Origin of the sequence: Acinetobacter yuyunsongii (genome assembly GCF_041021915.1) — a bacterium.
Lineage (GTDB): Bacteria > Pseudomonadota > Gammaproteobacteria > Pseudomonadales > Moraxellaceae > Acinetobacter.
In genome coordinates, this window is sequence record NZ_CP157435.1 from 1138918 (window position 1) to 1159305 (window position 20388).

The 20388-nt window shown below is 38.8% G+C and carries 13 protein-coding genes, 1 tRNA gene, 3 pseudogenes and 1 other annotated feature; of the genes and pseudogenes, 11 read left to right on the top strand and 6 right to left on the bottom strand.

Translation table 11 applies throughout. The features are described 5' to 3' along the window. Positions 1–28: 28 nt before the first annotated feature. The 4 genes and pseudogenes from ABLB98_RS05470 to ABLB98_RS05485 all read left to right on the top strand — a co-directional run. The gene (locus ABLB98_RS05470) at positions 29–1948 is read left to right on the top strand and encodes a copper resistance system multicopper oxidase (RefSeq protein ID WP_136695374.1); all 1920 of its coding nucleotides are present in this window, start codon (positions 29–31) and stop codon (positions 1946–1948) included. Then, entirely contained in the window at positions 1935–2816 is an 882-nt protein-coding gene (locus tag ABLB98_RS05475) for a copper resistance protein B (RefSeq protein WP_002058497.1), read from the top strand. Before ABLB98_RS05470 ends, ABLB98_RS05475 begins: the two co-directional genes overlap by 14 nt. 96 nt (positions 2817–2912) lie before the next feature. Next, positions 2913–4146: pseudogene (locus ABLB98_RS05480) on the top strand (IS3 family transposase). Then, positions 3188–3304 (top strand) — a sequence feature (AL1L pseudoknot). Its footprint overlaps the pseudogene before it by 117 nt. A gap of 49 nt (positions 4147–4195) precedes the next feature. After that, positions 4196–4303: pseudogene (locus ABLB98_RS05485) on the top strand (serine/threonine-protein phosphatase 2); the annotation flags it as partial. A gap of 79 nt (positions 4304–4382) precedes the next feature. Here the strand turns inward: ABLB98_RS05485 and cynS are convergent. After that, positions 4383–4832 (bottom strand): cyanase, encoded by a 450-nt coding sequence (cynS, locus tag ABLB98_RS05490; protein WP_017480642.1) that lies wholly within the window; start codon positions 4830–4832, stop codon positions 4383–4385. 280 nt (positions 4833–5112) lie between these two features. Here cynS and ABLB98_RS05495 point away from each other — a divergent pair, with 280 nt between their 5' ends. Next, on the top strand, positions 5113–5922 hold the full coding sequence (locus tag ABLB98_RS05495; protein WP_008303564.1) for a formate/nitrite transporter family protein: 810 nt from the start codon (positions 5113–5115) through the stop codon (positions 5920–5922). 51 nt (positions 5923–5973) lie between these two features. Continuing rightward, complete coding sequence (locus tag ABLB98_RS05500) at positions 5974–7698, top strand: bifunctional protein-serine/threonine kinase/phosphatase (RefSeq protein ID WP_348883411.1); 1725 nt, start codon at positions 5974–5976, stop codon at positions 7696–7698. Positions 7699–7809: 111 nt separating this feature from the next. Here ABLB98_RS05500 and ABLB98_RS05505 read toward each other — a convergent pair. Then, positions 7810–8753: pseudogene (locus ABLB98_RS05505) on the bottom strand (IS5 family transposase). A 664-nt stretch (positions 8754–9417) separates the two neighbouring features. Here ABLB98_RS05505 and ABLB98_RS05510 point away from each other — a divergent pair. After that, positions 9418–9651 carry a hypothetical protein gene (locus tag ABLB98_RS05510; RefSeq protein ID WP_228199651.1) on the top strand — a complete coding sequence of 78 codons (234 nt, stop codon included), beginning with the start codon at positions 9418–9420 and terminating at the stop codon, positions 9649–9651. A gap of 52 nt (positions 9652–9703) precedes the next feature. Here ABLB98_RS05510 and ABLB98_RS05515 read toward each other — a convergent pair whose 3' ends face one another. Then, on the bottom strand, positions 9704–10387 hold the full coding sequence (locus ABLB98_RS05515) for a pirin family protein (protein WP_208727827.1): 684 nt from the start codon (positions 10385–10387) through the stop codon (positions 9704–9706). Positions 10388–10580: 193 nt separating this feature from the next. After that, positions 10581–11924 carry an argininosuccinate synthase gene (gene argG, locus ABLB98_RS05520; protein ID WP_004798967.1) on the bottom strand — a complete coding sequence of 448 codons (1344 nt, stop codon included), beginning with the start codon at positions 11922–11924 and terminating at the stop codon, positions 10581–10583. Positions 11925–12217: 293 nt separating this feature from the next. Here argG and ABLB98_RS05525 point away from each other — a divergent pair, with 293 nt between their 5' ends. After that, positions 12218–14248, top strand: a complete 2031-nt coding sequence (locus ABLB98_RS05525) for an FAD-dependent oxidoreductase (protein WP_348883410.1) — start codon at positions 12218–12220, stop codon at positions 14246–14248. Positions 14249–14334: 86 nt separating this feature from the next. Further along, positions 14335–14424 (top strand) — tRNA-Ser (locus tag ABLB98_RS05530). Between the two features lie 16 nt (positions 14425–14440). On the opposite strand, the gene ABLB98_RS05535 is transcribed toward ABLB98_RS05530, so the two are convergent. Next, entirely contained in the window at positions 14441–15649 is a 1209-nt protein-coding gene (locus ABLB98_RS05535) for a site-specific integrase (protein WP_087548380.1), read from the bottom strand. A 1078-nt stretch (positions 15650–16727) separates the two neighbouring features. Between ABLB98_RS05535 and mobC the strand changes: the two genes are divergently transcribed. Both mobC and ABLB98_RS05545 read left to right on the top strand, forming a co-directional pair. Beyond that, entirely contained in the window at positions 16728–17300 is a 573-nt protein-coding gene (mobC, locus tag ABLB98_RS05540) for a plasmid mobilization relaxosome protein MobC (RefSeq protein WP_057081834.1), read from the top strand. 38 nt (positions 17301–17338) lie between these two features. After that, positions 17339–19768: a hypothetical protein gene (locus ABLB98_RS05545; RefSeq protein WP_057081833.1), complete on the top strand. Its 2430-nt coding sequence runs from the start codon at positions 17339–17341 to the stop codon at positions 19766–19768. A gap of 151 nt (positions 19769–19919) precedes the next feature. Here the strand turns inward: ABLB98_RS05545 and ABLB98_RS05550 are convergent, their stop codons facing one another. After that, entirely contained in the window at positions 19920–20255 is a 336-nt protein-coding gene (locus ABLB98_RS05550; RefSeq protein WP_057081832.1) for a hypothetical protein, read from the bottom strand. Positions 20256–20388 lie beyond the last annotated feature (133 nt).

Sequence of the window (20388 nt, forward strand, 5' to 3'; positions counted from 1 at the left end):
CCATCTTTATATTAGATAGGTGAAATAAATGTCTAAAAAATTAAGTCATGTCCTTTTAATAGGAGTTGGTTTATTTTCATCAACTTGGGTAATGGCGGCAGTTAAAGAATATGATTTAACAATCGCTGAACAAACTGTAAATATCACAGGAAAACCAGTTGAGAGAATTACTGTAAATGGTAAATTCGTTGCACCACTTCTTGAATTTGAAGAAGGTGATGAGGCCGTTATCCGTGTTCACAATAAGTTAAAAAATCAGGACTCTTCAATCCATTGGCATGGCTTATTATTACCTGGAATTATGGATGGTGTACCTGGATTTAACAAATTTAATGGCATTGCCCCTAATAAAACTTATGAATATAAGTTTAAAGTCCGCCAAAATGGTACTTATTGGTATCATTCACATAGTAAAGGACAAGAACAAGACGGTTTATATGGTGCTTTTGTTATTTATCCTAAAGATAAAACTCCACTAACAGCTGCTGAAAAAACCGATAAAGATTACGTTGTTTTGCTTTCTGATTTTCATAATTCGACAAGTGATCAAATTATGAAAAATCTTAAAAAAGAAGCAGACTACTATCAGAACCGCCGCGAAACAGTATTCGATGTATTAAAACAAGTTAAACGTGATGGGCTAAAAGCGACTTGGCAAGACCGTTCTATGTGGAATCAGATGCGAATGCTGAAAACAGATATGTCCGATGTGACTGGTTATACATTTTTAATGAATGGCAAGACACCTCAGCAAAATTGGACGGGTAACTTCAAAGCTGGTGAAAAAGTTCGCCTTCGTTTTATTAATGCTTCCGCTATGTCATTCTTTGATGTACGCATTCCAAACCTAAAAATGACTGTAGTCAGTGCTGATGGTCAACCTGTAAAGCCCGTTCCTGTAGATGAGTTCCGTATTGGTACTGCTGAAACTTATGATGTCATTGTGGAACCAAAACAAGCACATTACCAAATTGAAGCTGAATCTATTGATCGTACTGGTTTTTCGGTTGGAACCTTACATGATGAAAATACCTTACCTGTAAAACAAATTGAGATGCCTAAACCTCGTCCTCGCTCTTTATTGACTATGGAAGATATGGGGATGGATCATGACATGTCTTCAATGCAAGGTATGAATCATGATATGTCTTCTATGAAAGGTATGGATCATGATATGTCTTCTATGAAAGGCATGAATCACGATATGTCTTCTATGAAAGGTATGGATCATGATATGTCTTCAATGAAAGATATGAATCATGATATGTCTTCTATGAAAGGCATGAATCACGATATGTCTTCTATGAAAGGCATGAATCACGATATGTCTTCTATGAAAGGTATGAATCATGATATGCCGATGAATAGCGCTACTGTTAAGTCGGCTTCAGACAAGAATGATAATACCGTATTTGGATGGGCAAATGCTTCAACACCCGTTGGTCAAAAAGCACTCCAGTATAGTGATTTACAATCTTTAAACCCTCAACCAGATACTCGTGCCCCTGAACGTGAAATGGAAATCCGTCTTGGTGGGAATATGGAGCGCTACATTTGGACAATTAATGGTAAGAAGTTTAATGAAACAGAACCATTCAAAGTGAAATATGGGGAACGTATACGCTTGAAATTTGTGAATGACAGTATGATGGCTCACCCAATGCACTTGCACGGTATGTTTATGCAGCTTGAAAATGGTCAAGATCCAAGTAATATGCCAAATAAACACACGATCATTGTGCCACCAGGGAAAACAGTTACAACTTTACTTACTGCTGATGAATTAGGTGAATGGGCTATCCACTGCCATTTGTTATATCACATGGCAGCTGGAATGATGAACAAACTCATTGTGGCAAATGTAGATAGCAATGATGTTGATTCAAAAAGTATCGTTGCCCAACCCCATGCAAATGATAAGGGAGTGAATCAACATGCAAACCACTAAAAAACTTTTTTCAAAAACACTTTTATCAGTTGCTTTAATTGGTTTAGCAGGTATGGCATTTGCTAATGATAATTCGACTGAAAATCTAAATAAGAGTACGTCAAGTATGAATGTGCTTTTAAAAGAAGCTGGAGGATTAGGCTATGTTGAACGTAATGCTGCTCAAAGTACTTCAAAAGGCAAATTAGCTCTTAGCCAAAATCATGATAAACATCTGAACGAGCATGGTGGACAGATTTACCAAACAACTAAATTTTCCAATGAGTGGGTAATTGATAACGATGGTAAGGGTAGTTTAGGTTCTAGTTTCGAAACATTGATTGGAACAGATGAGAATCGAGTATTTGTTGAAGCCAATCTGAATAAAGCAGAGAGTAATGATCCCAATTATGATGTGTCTGCACTTTATAGCCGTAATGTAGCACCATTTTGGGATGTACAAGCTGGTCTAAGATACAGCGAGGATAAAAATAACAAGAACAGCGATCGAGTCGATGGTGTCGTTGGTATATTAGGTCTTGCTCCTTATTTCTTTGAGACCAAAGCTTACCTTTATGGTGGAAAAGACAACTTCTGGGGAGCTAGTTTTGATTTCGACCGTGATTTATTACTCACTCAAAAGTTGATTACTCAGCCATATATTGAAGCAGATGTTGTCTTTAATGATAATTCCGACTTTGCATCAAGGACGGGATTGTCAGAATTGAAGACAGGTATTAAAACTCGTTATGAGATTAGCAAACGTATCAGACCATTTGTTGATATAGCTTATCAATATGAGAAAGGACAAAAATCAACTCCTTTTCAAGAAGCAACAGATTCTGAAAAGGGATGGCTATATGGTGCAGGTATTGAATTAGTTTTTTAATTTTGTCTCGATATTAAAAATAGCAGGCCCTAGGGCCTGCTATTTTTGAACCGTACCGGGTTTGTCGGAGAGTCAATATTCTGAGAGACTATCCCGATGACAAAATTAAAATATACCCCTGAAATCAGAGAAAGAGCGGTTCAATTATTGATTGAATCTGAAAAAGATTATCCTTCTACTTGGGCTGCAATCACAGCAATTGCGCCTAAGATCGGTTGTACTCCTGAAACACTTCGTGCCTGGCATCAAAAGCATTTAGATCAGCAAAATCCTATTAAAGTACAACAGATATCTGATCAAGAAAAAATGAAGCAAATGGAACGTGAAATTAAAGAATTAAAGCGTGCCAATGAGATTCTACGTAAAGCAGCCGCTTTTTTCGCCCAGGCGGAGCTCGACCGCCCACACAAATAATGGTGGATTTTATCCATAATAATAAAGAGCTGTACGGAGTCGAGGCGATTTGTAGAATTTTACCGATCGCACCCTCAACCTATTACCGGACTCTAGATCTCTGCGAAAATCCAGAACATCGAGCAAAGCGAGATTTACATGACTTGCATCATGCTGAGGAGATTAAACGAATTTGGAAGGAAAGTTCAGGTCGGTATGGTGTACGTAAAGTCTGGCAAAAACTGAAACGTGAAGGCTATATTATTGCACGCTGTACTGTTGCTCGATTAATGAAAAAGCTAGGTATACAAGGTGTTTGGCGAGGTAAGAACAAACAAACCACCCGTAGCCGAGATGACCAAAAACGAGCAGATGATTTAGTGAAACGTAATTTTAATGCTGATCATCCTGACCCTTGCGAAGCAGTGCTTCTCAGGTGAGTGACTTTACGTATATTCAAACTCATTCAGGCTGGGTATATACCGCATTTGTTATTGATGTGTTCTCACGAGCAATTGTTGGATGGAAAGTATCTACACGGATGAATACAGATATGGTGCTCGATGCATTAGAGCAAGCATTGCACGACCGAGGCATGCCAAAGAATGTGATTCATCATTCCGATAGAGGTGTTCAATATCTTTCTATTCGCTATACCAATCGTTTAGAAGCTGCAAATTTACGAGCATCAGTCGGTACGACTGGTGATTCATACGATAATGCTTTGGCTGAAACGGTGAATGGCTTATACAAAACAGAGGTGATTGAATATTTAAAAGCAGATTGGCAAGGTTTAGCAGATGTACAACTTGCGACACTAAACTGGGTAGATTGGTTCAATAAAAAGCGTGTACACAGTGCACTGGGTTATGTATCGCCTTTTGAGTTTGAAGCAATGTACTATGATAAGATTAACCCGTTAGGTCAGGTGGCCTAACTTAAATAAAAAAGTCTCCGACAAACCCGGTACGGTTCAGTTCAAAACCTATTTAGGGCATACCATTGTGAAAAAACATACCCAGATTGATAACTGTCACTATATTGATGTCGGTTCCTCTTATACCCAGAAGCTGTGTATAGTCAAAATTAAATAAGGATAAAGACGGTGATATAAAAGATCTCCTTACGAAGAAATGAAAAGCCATCAATATGATGGCTTTATCAAACGATTAATTAATAGGTTTTATAAGGTAAAAACTTGCCAGACAATACGACATTTACCCGGTCACCGTTCGGGTTTTCCTCACGCTGAATATCCATGCTGAAGTCGATTGCGCTCATAATTCCATCACCAAATTCTTCATGGATCAGTTCTTTAATAGTCATGCCATAGACGCTGACAACCTCATACCAGCGATAAATCAGCGGATCTGTCGGCACGCTAGTTGGCAGGGAACCTTTATATGGCACGATCTGTAGCCATGCAACGGCTTCATCACTTAAGCCAAAAATCTGACCAATCTTTTCTGCTTGCTCTTTATTAAACGCCATCTGACCTAAACATGCAGCGGTTACCCATTCTTTAGAAAGACCAATCTCTTTGGCAACATCTGACCACTTAATTGACTTTAAAACTTTCGCTGAAATGATCATGTCAGTTACTTGTTGACGATGGGTAATCATAATCCTCTCCAAATTATTCTCAAATGAATGTATGTAGAACGCATAATGCAGATATCATGCCAACAGCATTCTAGAGTTCATGCTAAATAGAAAATGAATATTTAAGTGATTGTTAATTATTTGTGGCATAGCTTTTGCTTATATTTCGATATACATGGCAACGACGCCATTCACCATTACCTGTTCTAATATTCAAGGCAACGGCGCCTAAGGTCTTCAATGATCTTAGGCGTCTTTTTTTCGAAAAACAGGTCCGTATATTGAAAAAGAGGACGACAACATGGCATATCTTGCTCCTGCGGAGTTTGCAAAAAAAGTAGTAGATGCGGGTGAATCCAAATTGCATATGGCAACCCGTGATGTATTGATTCGTGCCTTTATGGCAGGGGCCATTCTGGCCTTGGCAGCGGTATTTGCCATTACCATAGCCGTGCAAACAGGATCACCATTGATTGGTGCGCTCCTGTTTCCAGTTGGTTTTTGTATGTTGTATTTATTGGGCTATGACCTATTAACTGGGGTGTTTGTACTTACGCCGCTGGCATGGCTAGATAAACGCCCAGGGGTGACATGGGGACGTATTCTAAAAAACTGGGGCTTGGTGTTTGTAGGGAACTTTACAGGCTGTTTAGTCGTTGCGGTGCTCATGGCAGCGGTTTATACCATGGGTTTTGCAGCGGATCCAAACCCTGTCGGCGTAAAAATTGCGCATATTGGCGAGGAGCGGACATTAGGTTATGCCGAATACGGATTCGCCGGCTGGATGACTATTTTTATCCGTGGCATGCTGTGTAACTGGATGGTGTCATTAGGTGTCATTGGCGCGATGATGTCTACTACGGTGAGTGGCAAATTTATTGCCATGTGGATGCCAATTATGCTGTTCTTTGCCATGGGCTTTGAGCACTCTGTCGTGAACATGTTCCTGTTCCCATTTGCCATGATGATGGGCGGTGACTTCTCGATTGCTGACTACTTCCTATGGAATGAACTGCCGGTTGCTTTAGGTAATCTGGTGGGCGGTTTGGCATTAACAGGTCTGGCACTTTATACCACCCATGTCCGTACTGGTGTTAAAAAAGAATTTTAACATTCATCATTTTATAAAGGGATCATATAGATCCCTTTTTGAGCTTTCAGCATGAAAAAAACATTAAAAGTCAATATTGGGCAATATTCTACTGCCGGAGTTAAACAACAGAACCAGGATTTCCATGGAGTATATCTGCCCGAAGGACATGTGCTGAAACAGAAAGGTATTGCATGTGTTATAGCGGATGGAATCGGTAGCAGTAATGTCAGTCATCTTGCAGCAGAAACAGCCGTTGGTAGTTTTTTATCTGACTATTATTCTACTTCAGATGCCTGGAGTACACAGACTTCAGCAGAACGAGTGATCCGCGCGACCAATTCATGGCTTTATGCACAGACTCAACAAAGTCAAGGACGTTTTGATAAAGACCGAGGGTATGTCTGTACCTTATCTGCACTGATTTTAAAACAGCAACAAGCCCATGTTTTTCATGTTGGTGATAGTCGTATTTACCGCATTCGCGATCATGAAATTGAATTACTAACCCATGATCATCGTGTCTGGTTGTCTTCCAAAGAGCATTATCTTAGTCGAGCCTTAGGTGCGGATTATCGTATTGAAATTGATTATCGAAATATTGAACTCAAAGAAAAAGATATTTTTTTACTAATGACCGATGGGGTCTATGAATTTGTCACAGATCAACAATTATTAGATTTAACTTTAATAGATGCAGATTTAAATCAACTTGCCAAAGCATTCGTTGAAAAAGCTTTAGAACAGGGCAGTGATGATAACTTAAGTCTCCAGGTGATCCATGTAGAACAGCTGCCTGAAATGAATCAGTTTCATATTCAGCAGGATTATGTATTTCCACAACAGCTTAGTAAAGGTGAAGTGTTTGAAGGCTATGTGATTGATAAAATTTTGCACCAAAATCATCGCAGTTGCCTGTATTTGGCACACGATACTCAGCAGCAGCCCTTGGTTATAAAAACTTTGGGGGTAGATTTACAGCAAGATAAAAATGCCGTAGAGCAGTTTCAACTCGAAGATTGGGTATCGAAACGTCTGAAACATGACAACCTGATGCAGTGTTATCCACATAACACTGAGAAAAAATATTTATTCCAATGTTATGAATATTTACAGGGTGAAACCTTGGCTCAATGGCTGCATCGCCAAGAAAAGCCTTTAAATCTGGATGAGATTTTACCAATTTTGCAACAAACAGCCTTGGCTTTAAATGCAATGCACCGGCTGGAAATGCTACATCAGGATATACGACCAAAAAACATCATGGTTATAAATGCAGAAAATGCCATGAAAATTAAACTGATTGATTATGGTTCAACGGCAGTAAGAGGCCTGGTCGAAATTAATCCTAAAAATGCGAATCGAGCACTCGGAACCTTGGCATTTATGGCACCGGAGTATTTTATTGATCATTCGCCATCTGTACATTCAGACCAATTTTCTTTGGCGGTAATGGCCTATTATTTATTCACCAAACAATTACCTTATGGGACAGATTTAGCTCGCTGTAACAGTTTAAAGCAGATGAAAAAAGTTCAATATCATTCCATCAGGAAATATCGGCCAGATTTACCTATATGGTTAGATAAAATTTTAGGCCAAGCGCTGAGTATTGAACCGATACATCGTTTTGAGGCATTGTCTGAACTCATTCATAATCTAATGCATCCTTCCAAAGAATTATTAAACTCTAAACCACCAGCAATCATTGAACGAGATCCTTTACGTTTTTGGCAAATGAGTTGCGCCATATTAGGGCTATTATTTTTACTGAGTATTGCATGGCCATTTATTTGAAAAGATAGGATCAAACCATGCTTAAAATTGAAGGTACATAGATAAGTTTTTATTCAAACAGCTTTGTTGCACAAAGATTTGAAATGCAAAGCGCCCCTAATTGAGCTAAATTTAAGGCGTAATTTGGGTAAGTGGTCGACCTAATTCCGTAAATCTGTTGAGGACTGCTACACGTGCATGAATCTCATTGACTTGGCTATCAAAACGCCTTGCTCTGAGTTTATCTCCTAATAATTTAATGCAGTGCATCTTAGTTTCAACCAAACTTCACCGATGATAGCCTGATTTTTTCCATAGTGTCCTGCCTGAGAAGCACTGCTTCCAAGATTAACTGTTCGAAGTAATTCATTTCGATCTAGCGAGCTGCTCTTTGTATCTTTCCAAGGTTTCGCATTTTTTCTAGGTGGAAACACCGCATGCGCTTGCCGATCTGCAATGACCTCACGGCATTGCTTGGTGTCATAAGCTCCATCGGTATAAACAGAGTCAATCTGCTCATCTTGTGGAATCTGATTAAGTAAATCACCAAGCACCTGTGAATCACTGACATTATTGGTTGTAAGCTGAATAGCGCGTATTTGTAGAGTTTTAGCATCTATGCCAATATGAAGTTTACGCCATTGGCGACGATATTCAGGTCCATATTTCTTGCGTTTCCATTCGCCCTCACCTAGAAACTTCATGCCTGTAGAGTCTATGAGTAGATGCAGCCCATCGCTACTTTTTTGGTAATTGATTGCAATATTAATATGCTTTTGTCTTCTACAAAGCGTGGTGTAATCTGGAGCTATCCAATTTAATCCGCAAAGTTTAATCAGACTTTGCACAAAGCCAGTGACCATACGTAAAGACAGACGGAATAAGGATTTAATCATTAAGCAGCATTGGATGGCTGCGTCGGAGTAGGTTTGATTTCGCCCTTGTTTGCCTTTTGATGGCGCATACCATTGCGTAGCAGGATCAAACCAAATGGCAATATTTCCGCGACTCATAAGTGCTCGGTTATATGCGGGCCAATTGGTTGTGCGGTAGATTTTGTGTGTAGGCTTCTTCATTTGAAAATTATATCGCTGAAAAACCCTTTACAGATAGGTTTGTGCAACAAAGCCGATAACAATTAAAAGATAAAGGAAAGTTTTTATTGGTTTTATTATCGATAAGTATTAATGATAATATATTGTTACATAAAAAATTGGCACCAATTTAGCACCAATTATTCTTTAGTTGTTGATTTTAATATGAAAATATTACGTTGACATCGTAGAGGTCTCCAGTTCGAGTCTGGATATACCTACCAAGATTTGAATAGAAAAAGCCCTAAGTTTATAAAATTTAGGGCTTTTTTATTAATACCACAAATATTTGCTTAGAAGAATAACTCGGTAACTGGGTTGAATTGCAATTTAGAATGAGTTTTTTATACTCATTATGCTTGAGTAATTTTTATCAGATATTAGAATCTTGACTCAGCCTGATATTGGTGCTAATTTAATCAATAAGGAAGTCATATACTATTTGGGATTTAAGAGAAATCTTGCCTAAATGAACAAAGATATGATGACCTGAATACACAGCTAACAACGAACGAAACGGTTTGGATTGTTTTTAAAAATGTTCAAGGTTGTAGAAAAGCCCGTTAATCGGGCTTTTTTAATGCCCATTATTTTTAAAGATGATTTACGCTATAGTTTGTCATAAGGATTAGGATAGGGAATTGTGATGCTGATATTTATGATTATAGTGATTGTTATTGGTTTGATTTTATTGTTCTTTTTTTTCAAGAAAACTGATCCTACACAAGATAATTTTGATTATAGCCAGCCATATTCATCAACAACCTCCTCATGTGATTCTTCTCAAAATAATGATTTCAGACGTTCTGATGAATGTAGCTCAAATGATGATTCGAGCTCAGACTCAAGTAGTTGTGATAGTAGCAGCAATAATGACTAGAAAAAGCTTGTACCCCATGAGGGGCAAGGGGTACAAGATAAACTGAGTTTAATTAAGGTAGATCAAACCAAATCATTTGGCTGTCTTGCAATGCAGTAATGGTTGCTGTTTCATCGAATACTAAAGCATCACCTGCTTTAACCAAATGATCGGCGATCATCACTTCACCTGAAATCACATGCACGTAGTTCACTTTTTTTCGTACTGTAATTTCTAAATGTTGATCTTTCTCAATGACAGCAGTTTTCACTTCCGCATTTTGACGAATCGACATTGGCGCAGATGTATCACCAGCAATCAAGTGCCATTGGTTTGGATGGTCTTTTGGATTCAGCTGAATTTGCTGATAGGTTGGTTCGGCATCTTGCACATTCGGTTGAATCCAAATCTGTAATAGATGCACCGCTTTATCATGCTTGTTCATTTCACTGTGGGTGACCCCAGTTCCAGCACTCATCAGTTGCCATTCACCCGCATTGATCTGACCTTCATTGCCCATACTGTCTTTATGGTAAATGGTGCCATCAAGTACGCAGGTTAGGATTTCCATGTTGTCATGGGGATGAGTACCGAAACCATTATGTGCAGCAACTGTATCATCATTGATCACGCGAAGGGCACTGACACCCATATATTTCGGGTTGTACCAGCTACCAAATGAAAAGCTATGGTAGGTGTCTAACCAACCTGCTTTGACATGACCACGATTTTCACTACGATGTAGATAAGCATTCATCTTTCATCTCCCAATTATTATGTTTTGCTTAATGATTATATTATTGATTCATAATGAAGATAAATAGTCTTTAATTGCGACATATTGTTCTATAAATGAAATGATTGAGTATTTAACTTTTTATTTCAAATAATAAAAAAGGCTGAATCAAATATTCAGCCTTTTTAAGTGGGCAAATTAATTTACCCATCTTTTATTTTGATTTATTTTCTAGCTGTGGAATTGCAGAACCTTGGCCAACAGCAAGTAAACCTGTTTCAGTATAGATACCGAGTTTTGCACGGGTATCAGTAATGTCGAGGTTACGCATGGTTAACTGACCGATACGATCCATTGGGGTAAACATCGAATCACCTTTCTCCATGGTCAAACGCTCAGCTTCATAGGTGAGGTTAGGAGATTCAGTGTTCATGATGGTGTAGTCATTACCACGACGTAATTCTAAAGTCACCGTACCTGTAATCGCTTTAGCAACCCAGCGTTGTGCTGTTTCACGCAGCATAAGCGCCTGAGAATCGAACCAACGACCTTGGTAAAGTAGGCGACCTAAACGTAAACCGTTAATACGGTATTGCTCAATGGTATCTTCGTTATGAATACCAGTTACTAAACGCTCATAAGCGATATGTAATAAAGCCATACCTGGTGCTTCATAGATACCACGAGATTTGGCTTCGATGATACGGTTTTCGATTTGGTCAGACATACCCAAACCATGACGACCGCCGATACGGTTTGCTTCTAGAATGAATTCCACTGGATCTTCGATACGTTGACCATTTAATGCAACAGGGAAGCCTTCTTCGAAAGTGATTGATACTTCTTCAGCATCAATTTTTACATCTTCTTTCCAGAATGCAACGCCCATGATTGGCTCAACGATTTTAATACCTGCATTGAGGTATTCCAGATCTTTAGCCTCATGCGTTGCGCCCAACATATTTGAGTCAGTCGAGTAGGCTTTTTCCTTTGACATTTTGTAGTCAAAACCATTGTCGATCAGGAACTGCGACATTTCGGCACGGCCGCCTAACTCATCAATAAAGGTTTGGTCTAACCAAGGTTTATAGATTTTAAGCGCAGGATTGGTCAATAAACCGTAACGGTAGAAACGTTCAATATCGTTGCCTTTATAAGTTGAACCGTCGCCCCAAATGTTGACGTCATCTTCTTTCATCGCTGTTACAAGCATTGTACCTGTTACTGCACGGCCTAGTGGTGTGGTGTTGAAATAAGGAACGCCACCAGTGCTAATGTGGAAAGCGCCACACTGAATTGCAGCAATACCTTCAAGGGCAAGTTGTAAACGACAATCGATTAATCGAGCTTTGACTGCGCCGTATTGTTCAGCTTTCTTTGGAATTGCATCATAGTCATCCTCATCAGGTTGACCCAGATTCGCTGTATAGGCATAAGGTTGTGCACCTTTCTGCTTCATCCACAATAAAGCTGCTGAAGTATCGAGACCACCAGAAAAGGCAATCCCAACTTTTTTGCCTACAGGTACGTGCTGCAAGATAGTTGCATTATCAGTCATTGCTTGTCCTAACTTTTATGAGTAAAGACCCCGAACAGGTAGTCTTGGAGAATCAAAAATCGGAAGCATTGTAACACTTTTCATTAAGCTTGTTTTCTTCAAAGAAAAACTATCCAGAAAATTTATGCTCTAATGGGTTCAGTTTTTTAGTTTTTAAGATTGAAAACATGATTGTTACAAGTGTTTTGACTTTAGTGTCAGCACTTTCTCAAAAAAAAGTCATAAACACGCATAAAAATTCAGTTAGAGTATTATGCAACAAGTTGCAAAGCCAAAAATATAGAAGGAATATCATGACTAGCTATGCAAATATTTTAAAGCCATTACATCTCGGATTTACGACCATTAAAAACCGTGTGGTCATGGGGTCGATGCATTCAGGCTTGGAGGATCGTTTTTTTAATTATCCTAAACTTGCTGCTTATTTTGGTGAACGTGCCAAAGGTGGAGTTGGCTTAATCATCACGGGTGGGATTTCACCCAACCGTCAAGGCTGGTTATTACCTGCGGGCGGTACCATGAATACTCTGGCAGATATTCCTCATCACCGTCTGGTCACACATGCTGTGCATAAGCATGGAGCAAAAATCCTGATGCAAATCCTGCATTCAGGTCGTTATGGTTATCATCCATTTTCGGTTTCTTCTTCGCCAATTCAGGCACCAATTAATCCTTTTAAACCACGTCAAATGTCGGATAGCCAGATTTTGGCCACCATAGAAGATTATGCCCGTTGTGCAAGCCTGGCAAAAAAGGCAGGCTATGATGGCGTGGAAATCATGGGCTCTGAGGGTTATTTGATCAATCAGTTTCTGAGCAACCATGTCAATAAGCGCACAGACCGTTGGGGTGGTGATATTGAAAACCGTATGCGTTTTCCCGTGGACATCGTCAAGGCGATTCGTGCCAAAGTGGGTGAGAAGTTCATTATCTGCTTCCGTTTATCCATGCTGGATCTCGTGCATGACGGAAATACAATGCAGGAAGTGATCGTAGTAGCAAAGGCACTTGAAAAAGCAGGCGTGACTTTATTAAATACAGGGATTGGCTGGCATGAAGCACGTATCCCAACGATTGTGACTTCTGTACCTCGTGCTGCATTTGTGGATTATACCGCCGAAGTTAAACAGCATGTTTCAGTACCAGTGATTGCGTCAAACCGTATCAATATGCCAGATGTTGCTGAAGAGATTGTTGCTTCAGGACAGGCGGATATGGTGCAAATGGCACGACCATTCCTCGCTGATCCATACTGGGTCAATAAAACTGCAACCAACCGTGTGGATGAAATTAATACCTGTATCGCTTGTAATCAGGCGTGTTTGGATCATGCTTTTAAAAACGAGCGTGTTACCTGCTTGGTTAACCCACAGGCATGTTTTGAAACAGAACTGGTTTATATCAAAACCAAGAAACCAAAACGTGTTGCGGTTGTGGGTGGTGGTGTTGCAGGCATGTCGGCTGCAACAGTGGCGGCAAGTCGTGGTCATGCCGTAACCTTGTTTGAAGCCAATAATGATGTGGGCGGTCAGTTTAATCTAGCGAAAGTTGTTCCTGGAAAAGAAGAATTTCATGAAACCATTCGTTATTTTAAAGTTCAACTCAAACAGACAGGTGTGGATGTTCGCTTAAATACTAAGGTCAATCGTGAACAGTTGGAACGTGAAGGCTTTGATGAAGTGGTGATTGCAACAGGCGTAGTACCACGCGCCTTAAAAATTCAGGGTAGTGATGCACCACAAGTCTTGTCTTATGCAGAAGTACTAAAAGGCGCTAAGGTTGGACATAAGGTTGCTGTGATTGGTGCAGGTGGTATTGGTTTTGATGTGTCAGAGTTTTTACTAAAACCACCCCATCAACCACAGCCACAACCATTGGCAGAATGGCAACGCGAATGGGGCGTTGATCCAAACCCTAATTATATTTCTGAAGGCGGTGTACAACGTCCAGAAGTTGAAATGCCTGTACGTCAGATTTATTTATTGCAACGTAAAACAACGCCGTTGGGTATTGGTTTGGGTAAAACCTCAGGCTGGGTGCATCGTGCACAATTGAAAAAGCATGCTGTGCGTATGCTGCGCGGTGTGCAATATAAGGCTGTAACTGACGAAGGCTTATGGGTTGAGCATAATGGCCATGACCAGTTATTGCGTGTGGATACCATTGTGGTGTGTGCAGGTCAGGAATCAGTAAAAGATTTAGTACCGCGTGAGAATGAAACCACATTGGCAAAATATCATGTGATTGGTGGTGCAAAGTTAGCAGGTGAGCTGGATGCCAAGCGTGCAATCCGCGAAGGGGCTGAATTGGCCGCTAAACTCTAATAATTGATGAAACATTATGCATTTGAATACATTGCAGTTAAATTTCTCTTGAATAAAGAGGGCAAGCTTTGTATTCTTACGCACATGGAAGCGTGGCAGAGCGGTTTAATGCACCGGTCTTGAAAACCGACGAGGGTGTGAGTCCTCCGTGAGTTCGAATCTCACCGCTTCCGCCAAATATCTTAAAGGGAATCAAACACATAGTTTGATTCCCTTTTTATTTGGCACAATTTTGGCACTATTCGAAATTTTAGCAATCTCTTCTTTGTTCTTATCTGAATTAATCCACTTGGCATAACGCATCATTAGCATCACTAAACTATGCCCTAGCTGTGAAGCCACATAAACTGGATTAAGTCCATTCATTAAGCATACAGTCGCATATGTATGACGAGTGTTATAGGCAGGGCGATAACGTATGCCATTCACTTTCAGTGAAGCTACAAACTTTTCGCTCAATGATTTTTGCGTAGTAAATTCCTTACCTGTCTCATCACAGATAAATACGTGCTCATATTTGAGGTAGGTTAGTAATCTGAGTTGTTGAAATGCTTCAAATGCAAAATCATTTAAATCTACAAATCTAGCTTTATTTGTTTTAGTCGTTTCTTGCTGAACGCCGTTCACACGACCTTTATTGATGTAAATCTGCTTATTTAAAAAATCTACATCCTGCCAAGTGAGTGCGATAATTTCTGATGGACGGCAACCTGTCCAGAATGCCACCACAAAATACCAATACACAGTTGGGTAGTCTGCAATATATTTCTCTTTTAACCAGTTCAGTATTATTTCCTTTTCCATTTCATTAAATGGATCAGGTTCAGTTTCCTGTGTTTTCTGATTCTTTAATCGGTCACATGGGTTCTTATCAATAATTTCATCATCATGCGCTAGTTCGAATGCGCCACGTAATGGAATCAAAGCATCATTTCGAGTTTTAGCCGATGACCATTCACGTCCATTGACGGCTGTACGCAACATTTGACTGGTGATCGTATTAATCAGCATATCTTCGAATAATGGCATCCAGAGCCTTTCTAAAATTGATAGATATTTTTTCTTGGTGCCTAGCTTATGATCTGAAAGGTTATAAAGGTATTCTTGGGCATAGTGAGCAAATGTCGGAGCATTTGACGCTGGCAATGTTTTTTGCGCAGCGTCAGCTTTTTTGATGGGTTTGGCGGTGACAGCTTCGATATCCTCGATTTTTAATATCCCGTATTTAGCCTTGTTTACAAAATCTTCTCTAATCTTAGCCGCCTTAATGAAGTTGGCTGGGGTATCGATGAGGTCGAGGGTGAACCACTCGCGCTTGTCGTTCCATTTAAAGTTAATCTGTATTTTTCCCGATCTTGCTCTTGTGCCTTTTGGTAGACCTGAGCTGCTTGTTCGACCCATGCGTTATAACCTTTCAAACTATATAGAATTTTTCGATCAGACACTTTCACCCAGACTTTTCCTTCCTCCCAGTGAGGCCTAAGATTCTTTAGGTTCGTGATCTGTTCACCCGTCAATTCACAAAACTTTTCTGCGGTGACCCAATCCAGCAGTTCAAAATATTTACTCATTGTTGAACCTCCGCATTTTTATTTGAAAGTCTTGCTCCAGTTTTTTATATCTAATAATTAATTTTATTAGATAAAGATTTTTTATCATTTTGACCTCTTCAGTTTTTAATGCAGTTGAAGAAAGCCTGTTGTCTTAAAATCCTCATGTTGTTAATTAGGATCTGAAGAGTAAAACAAGTTTCTATACATTTAAAGCTAACATGTTTTATTTGTGTAAAAATGATTTGTGTATAAAAGATCAAGAAATAGGTTTATTTTTTTAATTAATTTTTATCTATTATAACAGTAATTAATCTTTAGTACGTTCTTCGGTTTACTACTTTTGTTTTTTTGTGGTTAGGTTTTTATTTCTTAATTCCTTTTTTGTTTTAGTTGGGGTTTATTAGTTTTTGATGTTGATCATTTTAATATTTTTCTTATGAGAACTATTATTTATTTAATAATTAGATTAAATATTTGATCTAATTTAATTTAAGAGAATAAACTTTAAACTTAGATGTTGTTTTTAGTTAAGCATATGTTTTAATTATAAAATAAATTTAAAATTCCTCTTGGTGTATATCTTCTATAGATCATGATCTTATTTTTATTTGAAAATTAGAACGTGTTTAGTCTTTGTGATATTTAATATATCACTTAATAGTCCAAAGTACATAAAATATGAAAATAATCGGTCGAGCCAGAGTACCCTGTCCGTACACAATAACAACAAAAGTTGTAATTGTATACGAACGGAATCTGGTTGGCTTGCAGCCAAACCGCTACTTTTAATAATGTGTTTGTTTTGAATTTTTAGAGTAACTATTTATTCTACATATAAATTATTTTAAAATTCCTATCAAAAAACACTTTTATTATTTTAAAATTTATTATAGCTTAAAAATAGATTGACGGTTTTTAGGTGTATTATGGTTGTTGCTAATGTTATTAAAAAATCAAGAAGAGTAAGTCGACTTGAATTGCGTTTAAATGATGATGAATTAGAGATAATTAGAGATTCAGCAAGTCTATTAAATAAAACTGTGAGTGATTTTATTCGATTTAGCGTGAGTTGTTATATTCAAAATAATTTGAATGTTGATCGATCTTCAATTCGTGAATCGCATGTTGTAGCGAAGAAAAAAGATTCAAATCACAGGACGCAAGAAGATAGCGAAAGCATTGCATTCCAACTTGCAAAAATTGGCAATAATCTCAATCAGATTACCCGTGCAATTCACATTAGCAACAAAATCGGAAAACCAGTCGACTTACTTCGAACTTACCTACTTGTCGAAGACTATTTAAAAAAAATCTATCAGCTTTATCCGCTTCCTTGTCCTCCGTCACTGCATCGTTCTGATAAGACAGTTCAGCGCCGACACCAGCATATTGAACAGAAATATCTCGCCGATTTATTGCGACAAATGCAAGTCGTTGGAGACGGTGAACTTGAATCAGTTTCAGACGCTGATCTTTCTGATGACCATATAGAAATTTAATTTTATTTCCTTTTTTATTTTAAACGGGAGAGCGGGGCATGTTGATTAAGATGTTGAGGCATGGAACGGGCAGTGCAGCACGTGCAGCAAGTTATGTGCTCGATGAAAAAGATCACATGAATATTGTCCGTCCGCATGTCGAAGTGCTCTGTGGTGATCCACATCTCTTTGCAAAAATTGCAGACAGCTCTCCTTTTAAACATAAATACACGTCTGCCGTCATTGCATTTACTGAGGAAGATCAACCGACCGATGTTGAAATAAAAGATGTCTTAAAACAGTTCGAAGCATTGGCTTTCAGCGGTCTTGAACCTGACCAATATCATATGACGGCTGTTCTGCATCAGGAACCAAACGGTTCAAAACATGTTCATATACTTGTTCCTCGGCTTGAACTCAGGTCAGGAAAAGCAATGAATATAGCCCCTCCAGGTTTGTTTCAAAAGCATTTTCATACTTTGCAAGACAAGCTTAATTCCGAATATGGGTGGGCAGATCCGAAGGATCCTGACCGTGCAAGATTTACAAAAAAAGGCTATGAGCTGTATTTACAATCTGCGCTGAAAAAAGTTGAAAAGAATAGAGGAAACTATAAAACATTCATTGAAAATTTATATGTTGGACTCTTGTCCATTTCGTTAAAACAATTAGAAACAAATCAAAATGAATTTCTCTTCTCTGAAATTTTAGTACATAACCGTGATGACTTTATGCAATTTGTACTCACAAACAAACTTGCTAGCGAAGTTGCCAAAATTCGAGAAAATCAGTTTAGCTTAATTCCAACTTTCGGGAAAAAACCTATTTATTTTCAAGGAGAAATATATGAAAGACAATTTGACATCAGAAAATGCTCAAAACCATTTCGAGAACGTATCAAAGCTTTTGAGCAAGTTCGAAAAGCAGATAGCGAACGTGGAAACGATGAGCAGCGAACAGTTAATCAGATTTCAAAAAATACTCGAATGCCTTGCGCAGAACTTCGAGATAGAGCAGAAAAAACTTTGCAAGGAGCTAGACAGGCAAGAGCAGCTTACAACAGACAACGTTATGCATCTGCTACAACATCAGAAAAACGAGACTCAGATTTTAATCAGAGGATTGAAATCATATCGAGCAGAGTTGAAGCAGAATATCAGCAATATTCAAATGACGCTTTCTTCACATCTCAACGAAATCGATCAGATCATGCAAAAGCATCTTCAGCAGAGCAAAGCCCAATTGCAACATACGATCAAAGACAATCAGAATCTGATCAAAGCCCAAATTCAGGACAATACCCAAAGTATCACACTGTTATTAGAAGATCAGAAGAATCAGTTGCAGCAGCAAGTAGCTCAAGCATTAACTCAGTCGATCACTTACAACCCGAAATTAATTCTGAAAACATTTATTTTGATGTTGCTTGGAATGGGGTTACTGAATATTTTAGTAATATTGCCCTCCAACTACTATCTCACACAGCCGATCTTAACCAAAAACGAGACCGAAATCTTGACGGACGAAGACGGCACTCGATACCGAGCGATCACCTCCTCGAAATGGATCGATTGCAATACCCTGAATTTGAGCAAAAAGAAAGTCCATCCGACAGAACCGAATATTCATCTGACATTTCCTTGTTTCGTGGAGAAGTAAGTTATGAAAGAACAGCAACATACGATTATTCAACATCACAACGGCAGCGATACACAGCAGATGATTTTGGATTTACTCGAACAAATGAGTTTAGCTTTGATGCCATCATCGCTGAGTACTATGCAAGACTTGCAAGAAAACGTCGAGAAGATGAAAAAAAGGCTCAGCGTGATCGAGCATTACGAGCAGAGCAACAGAGACGACATGAACAAGATCTTGAAAATCTTAGGCTTCAGCAATCCGTCAGAATTGAGCCACACCGAGATCAGTTTATTTCAGAATATTGGATTGATGATCAAAGAGTTACAATCGAGGCAGGAAAAATTAGAACAGTTAGAACAACAGCAGCAGTTACAGCATCAGAAAGAGCAGCAACTTCAAGAACAGAGCATGTCATTCGCTACACAGATCAGCAGACTAGAGCACTTAACGACAAATTGGATCAAGCGCTTCGACGTGCTGGAGAAGCAAGAGTCGAATTTGAAACAGTTGCAATTGCAACAGCAAAAACAAATCAAAGACTTAAACGAGATGATGTTGAATTGTATTCAGAGTATGAGCAATTTAAACAAAATATGCGTCGACTTAGAGAACAAGCAGATGCAGATCAAGAGCATGCAGCAACAATGCAACAGCAATGCCAATTCGATCGAGAGCATTCAGCAGAGCTTACAGCAACAATATTGCAACTTGCAAAACTCGTTGAAGAAATTGTCAGGTTGATGATGAGTTTAATTGCTACCATGCTGGGGCAGCAATATAACATTCAACATCAACCACAAGTTGAAGCTAAACAACAAAAACCAAATGATTTTGGTGCTGAGTTTTAAACAATCACTTTTAATATTCACAAGTCTATTATCTTTAGCATTGCTGCTGTCACTGATTGCATTCAGCATTATTTCTGCTTATTCGATAATAATGCAGTCGATTAATACAGTGCACAGTAGCAAGCTAAAAATACATAATTAATTAAGTGACCTAAATAGAACGGATTCCCAATACACGCTGTGCACGTTCAATCATCTTGTGACGTTGATGTGTACGAAATGCCCATAAAGAGGAGAGATTGTTATTTTGATTGAGCTTTGCAACTTCAAGAATTTGCTCATCAGTCATTTCATGCATGCATTGACGAATGATTTGATGTGCTTGTTCAAGTTCTTTGAGTAAGGAATTTGCGGTGTCAACAGCAATATAAAGATTGGCGAGTGTTTGACGTTGAGGATTTGAAATTGTTTTGCCAAGTTCAACGATAAGTTGACCAGCTTGTTGTTTAGGTGTGCAAGAGTTTGCACCATGAAGAATTGCGTTCATAGCAGTATTCCTAGATAAGTTTTAACACTTACCATCATTACTTCTCACGGTAATGGTGGCAGCAAGACAGGGGTGAGAATACTGAATCTAGGATCAGCCAACCTTACGGTTGCCCTGCAAGCTGCCATAACGA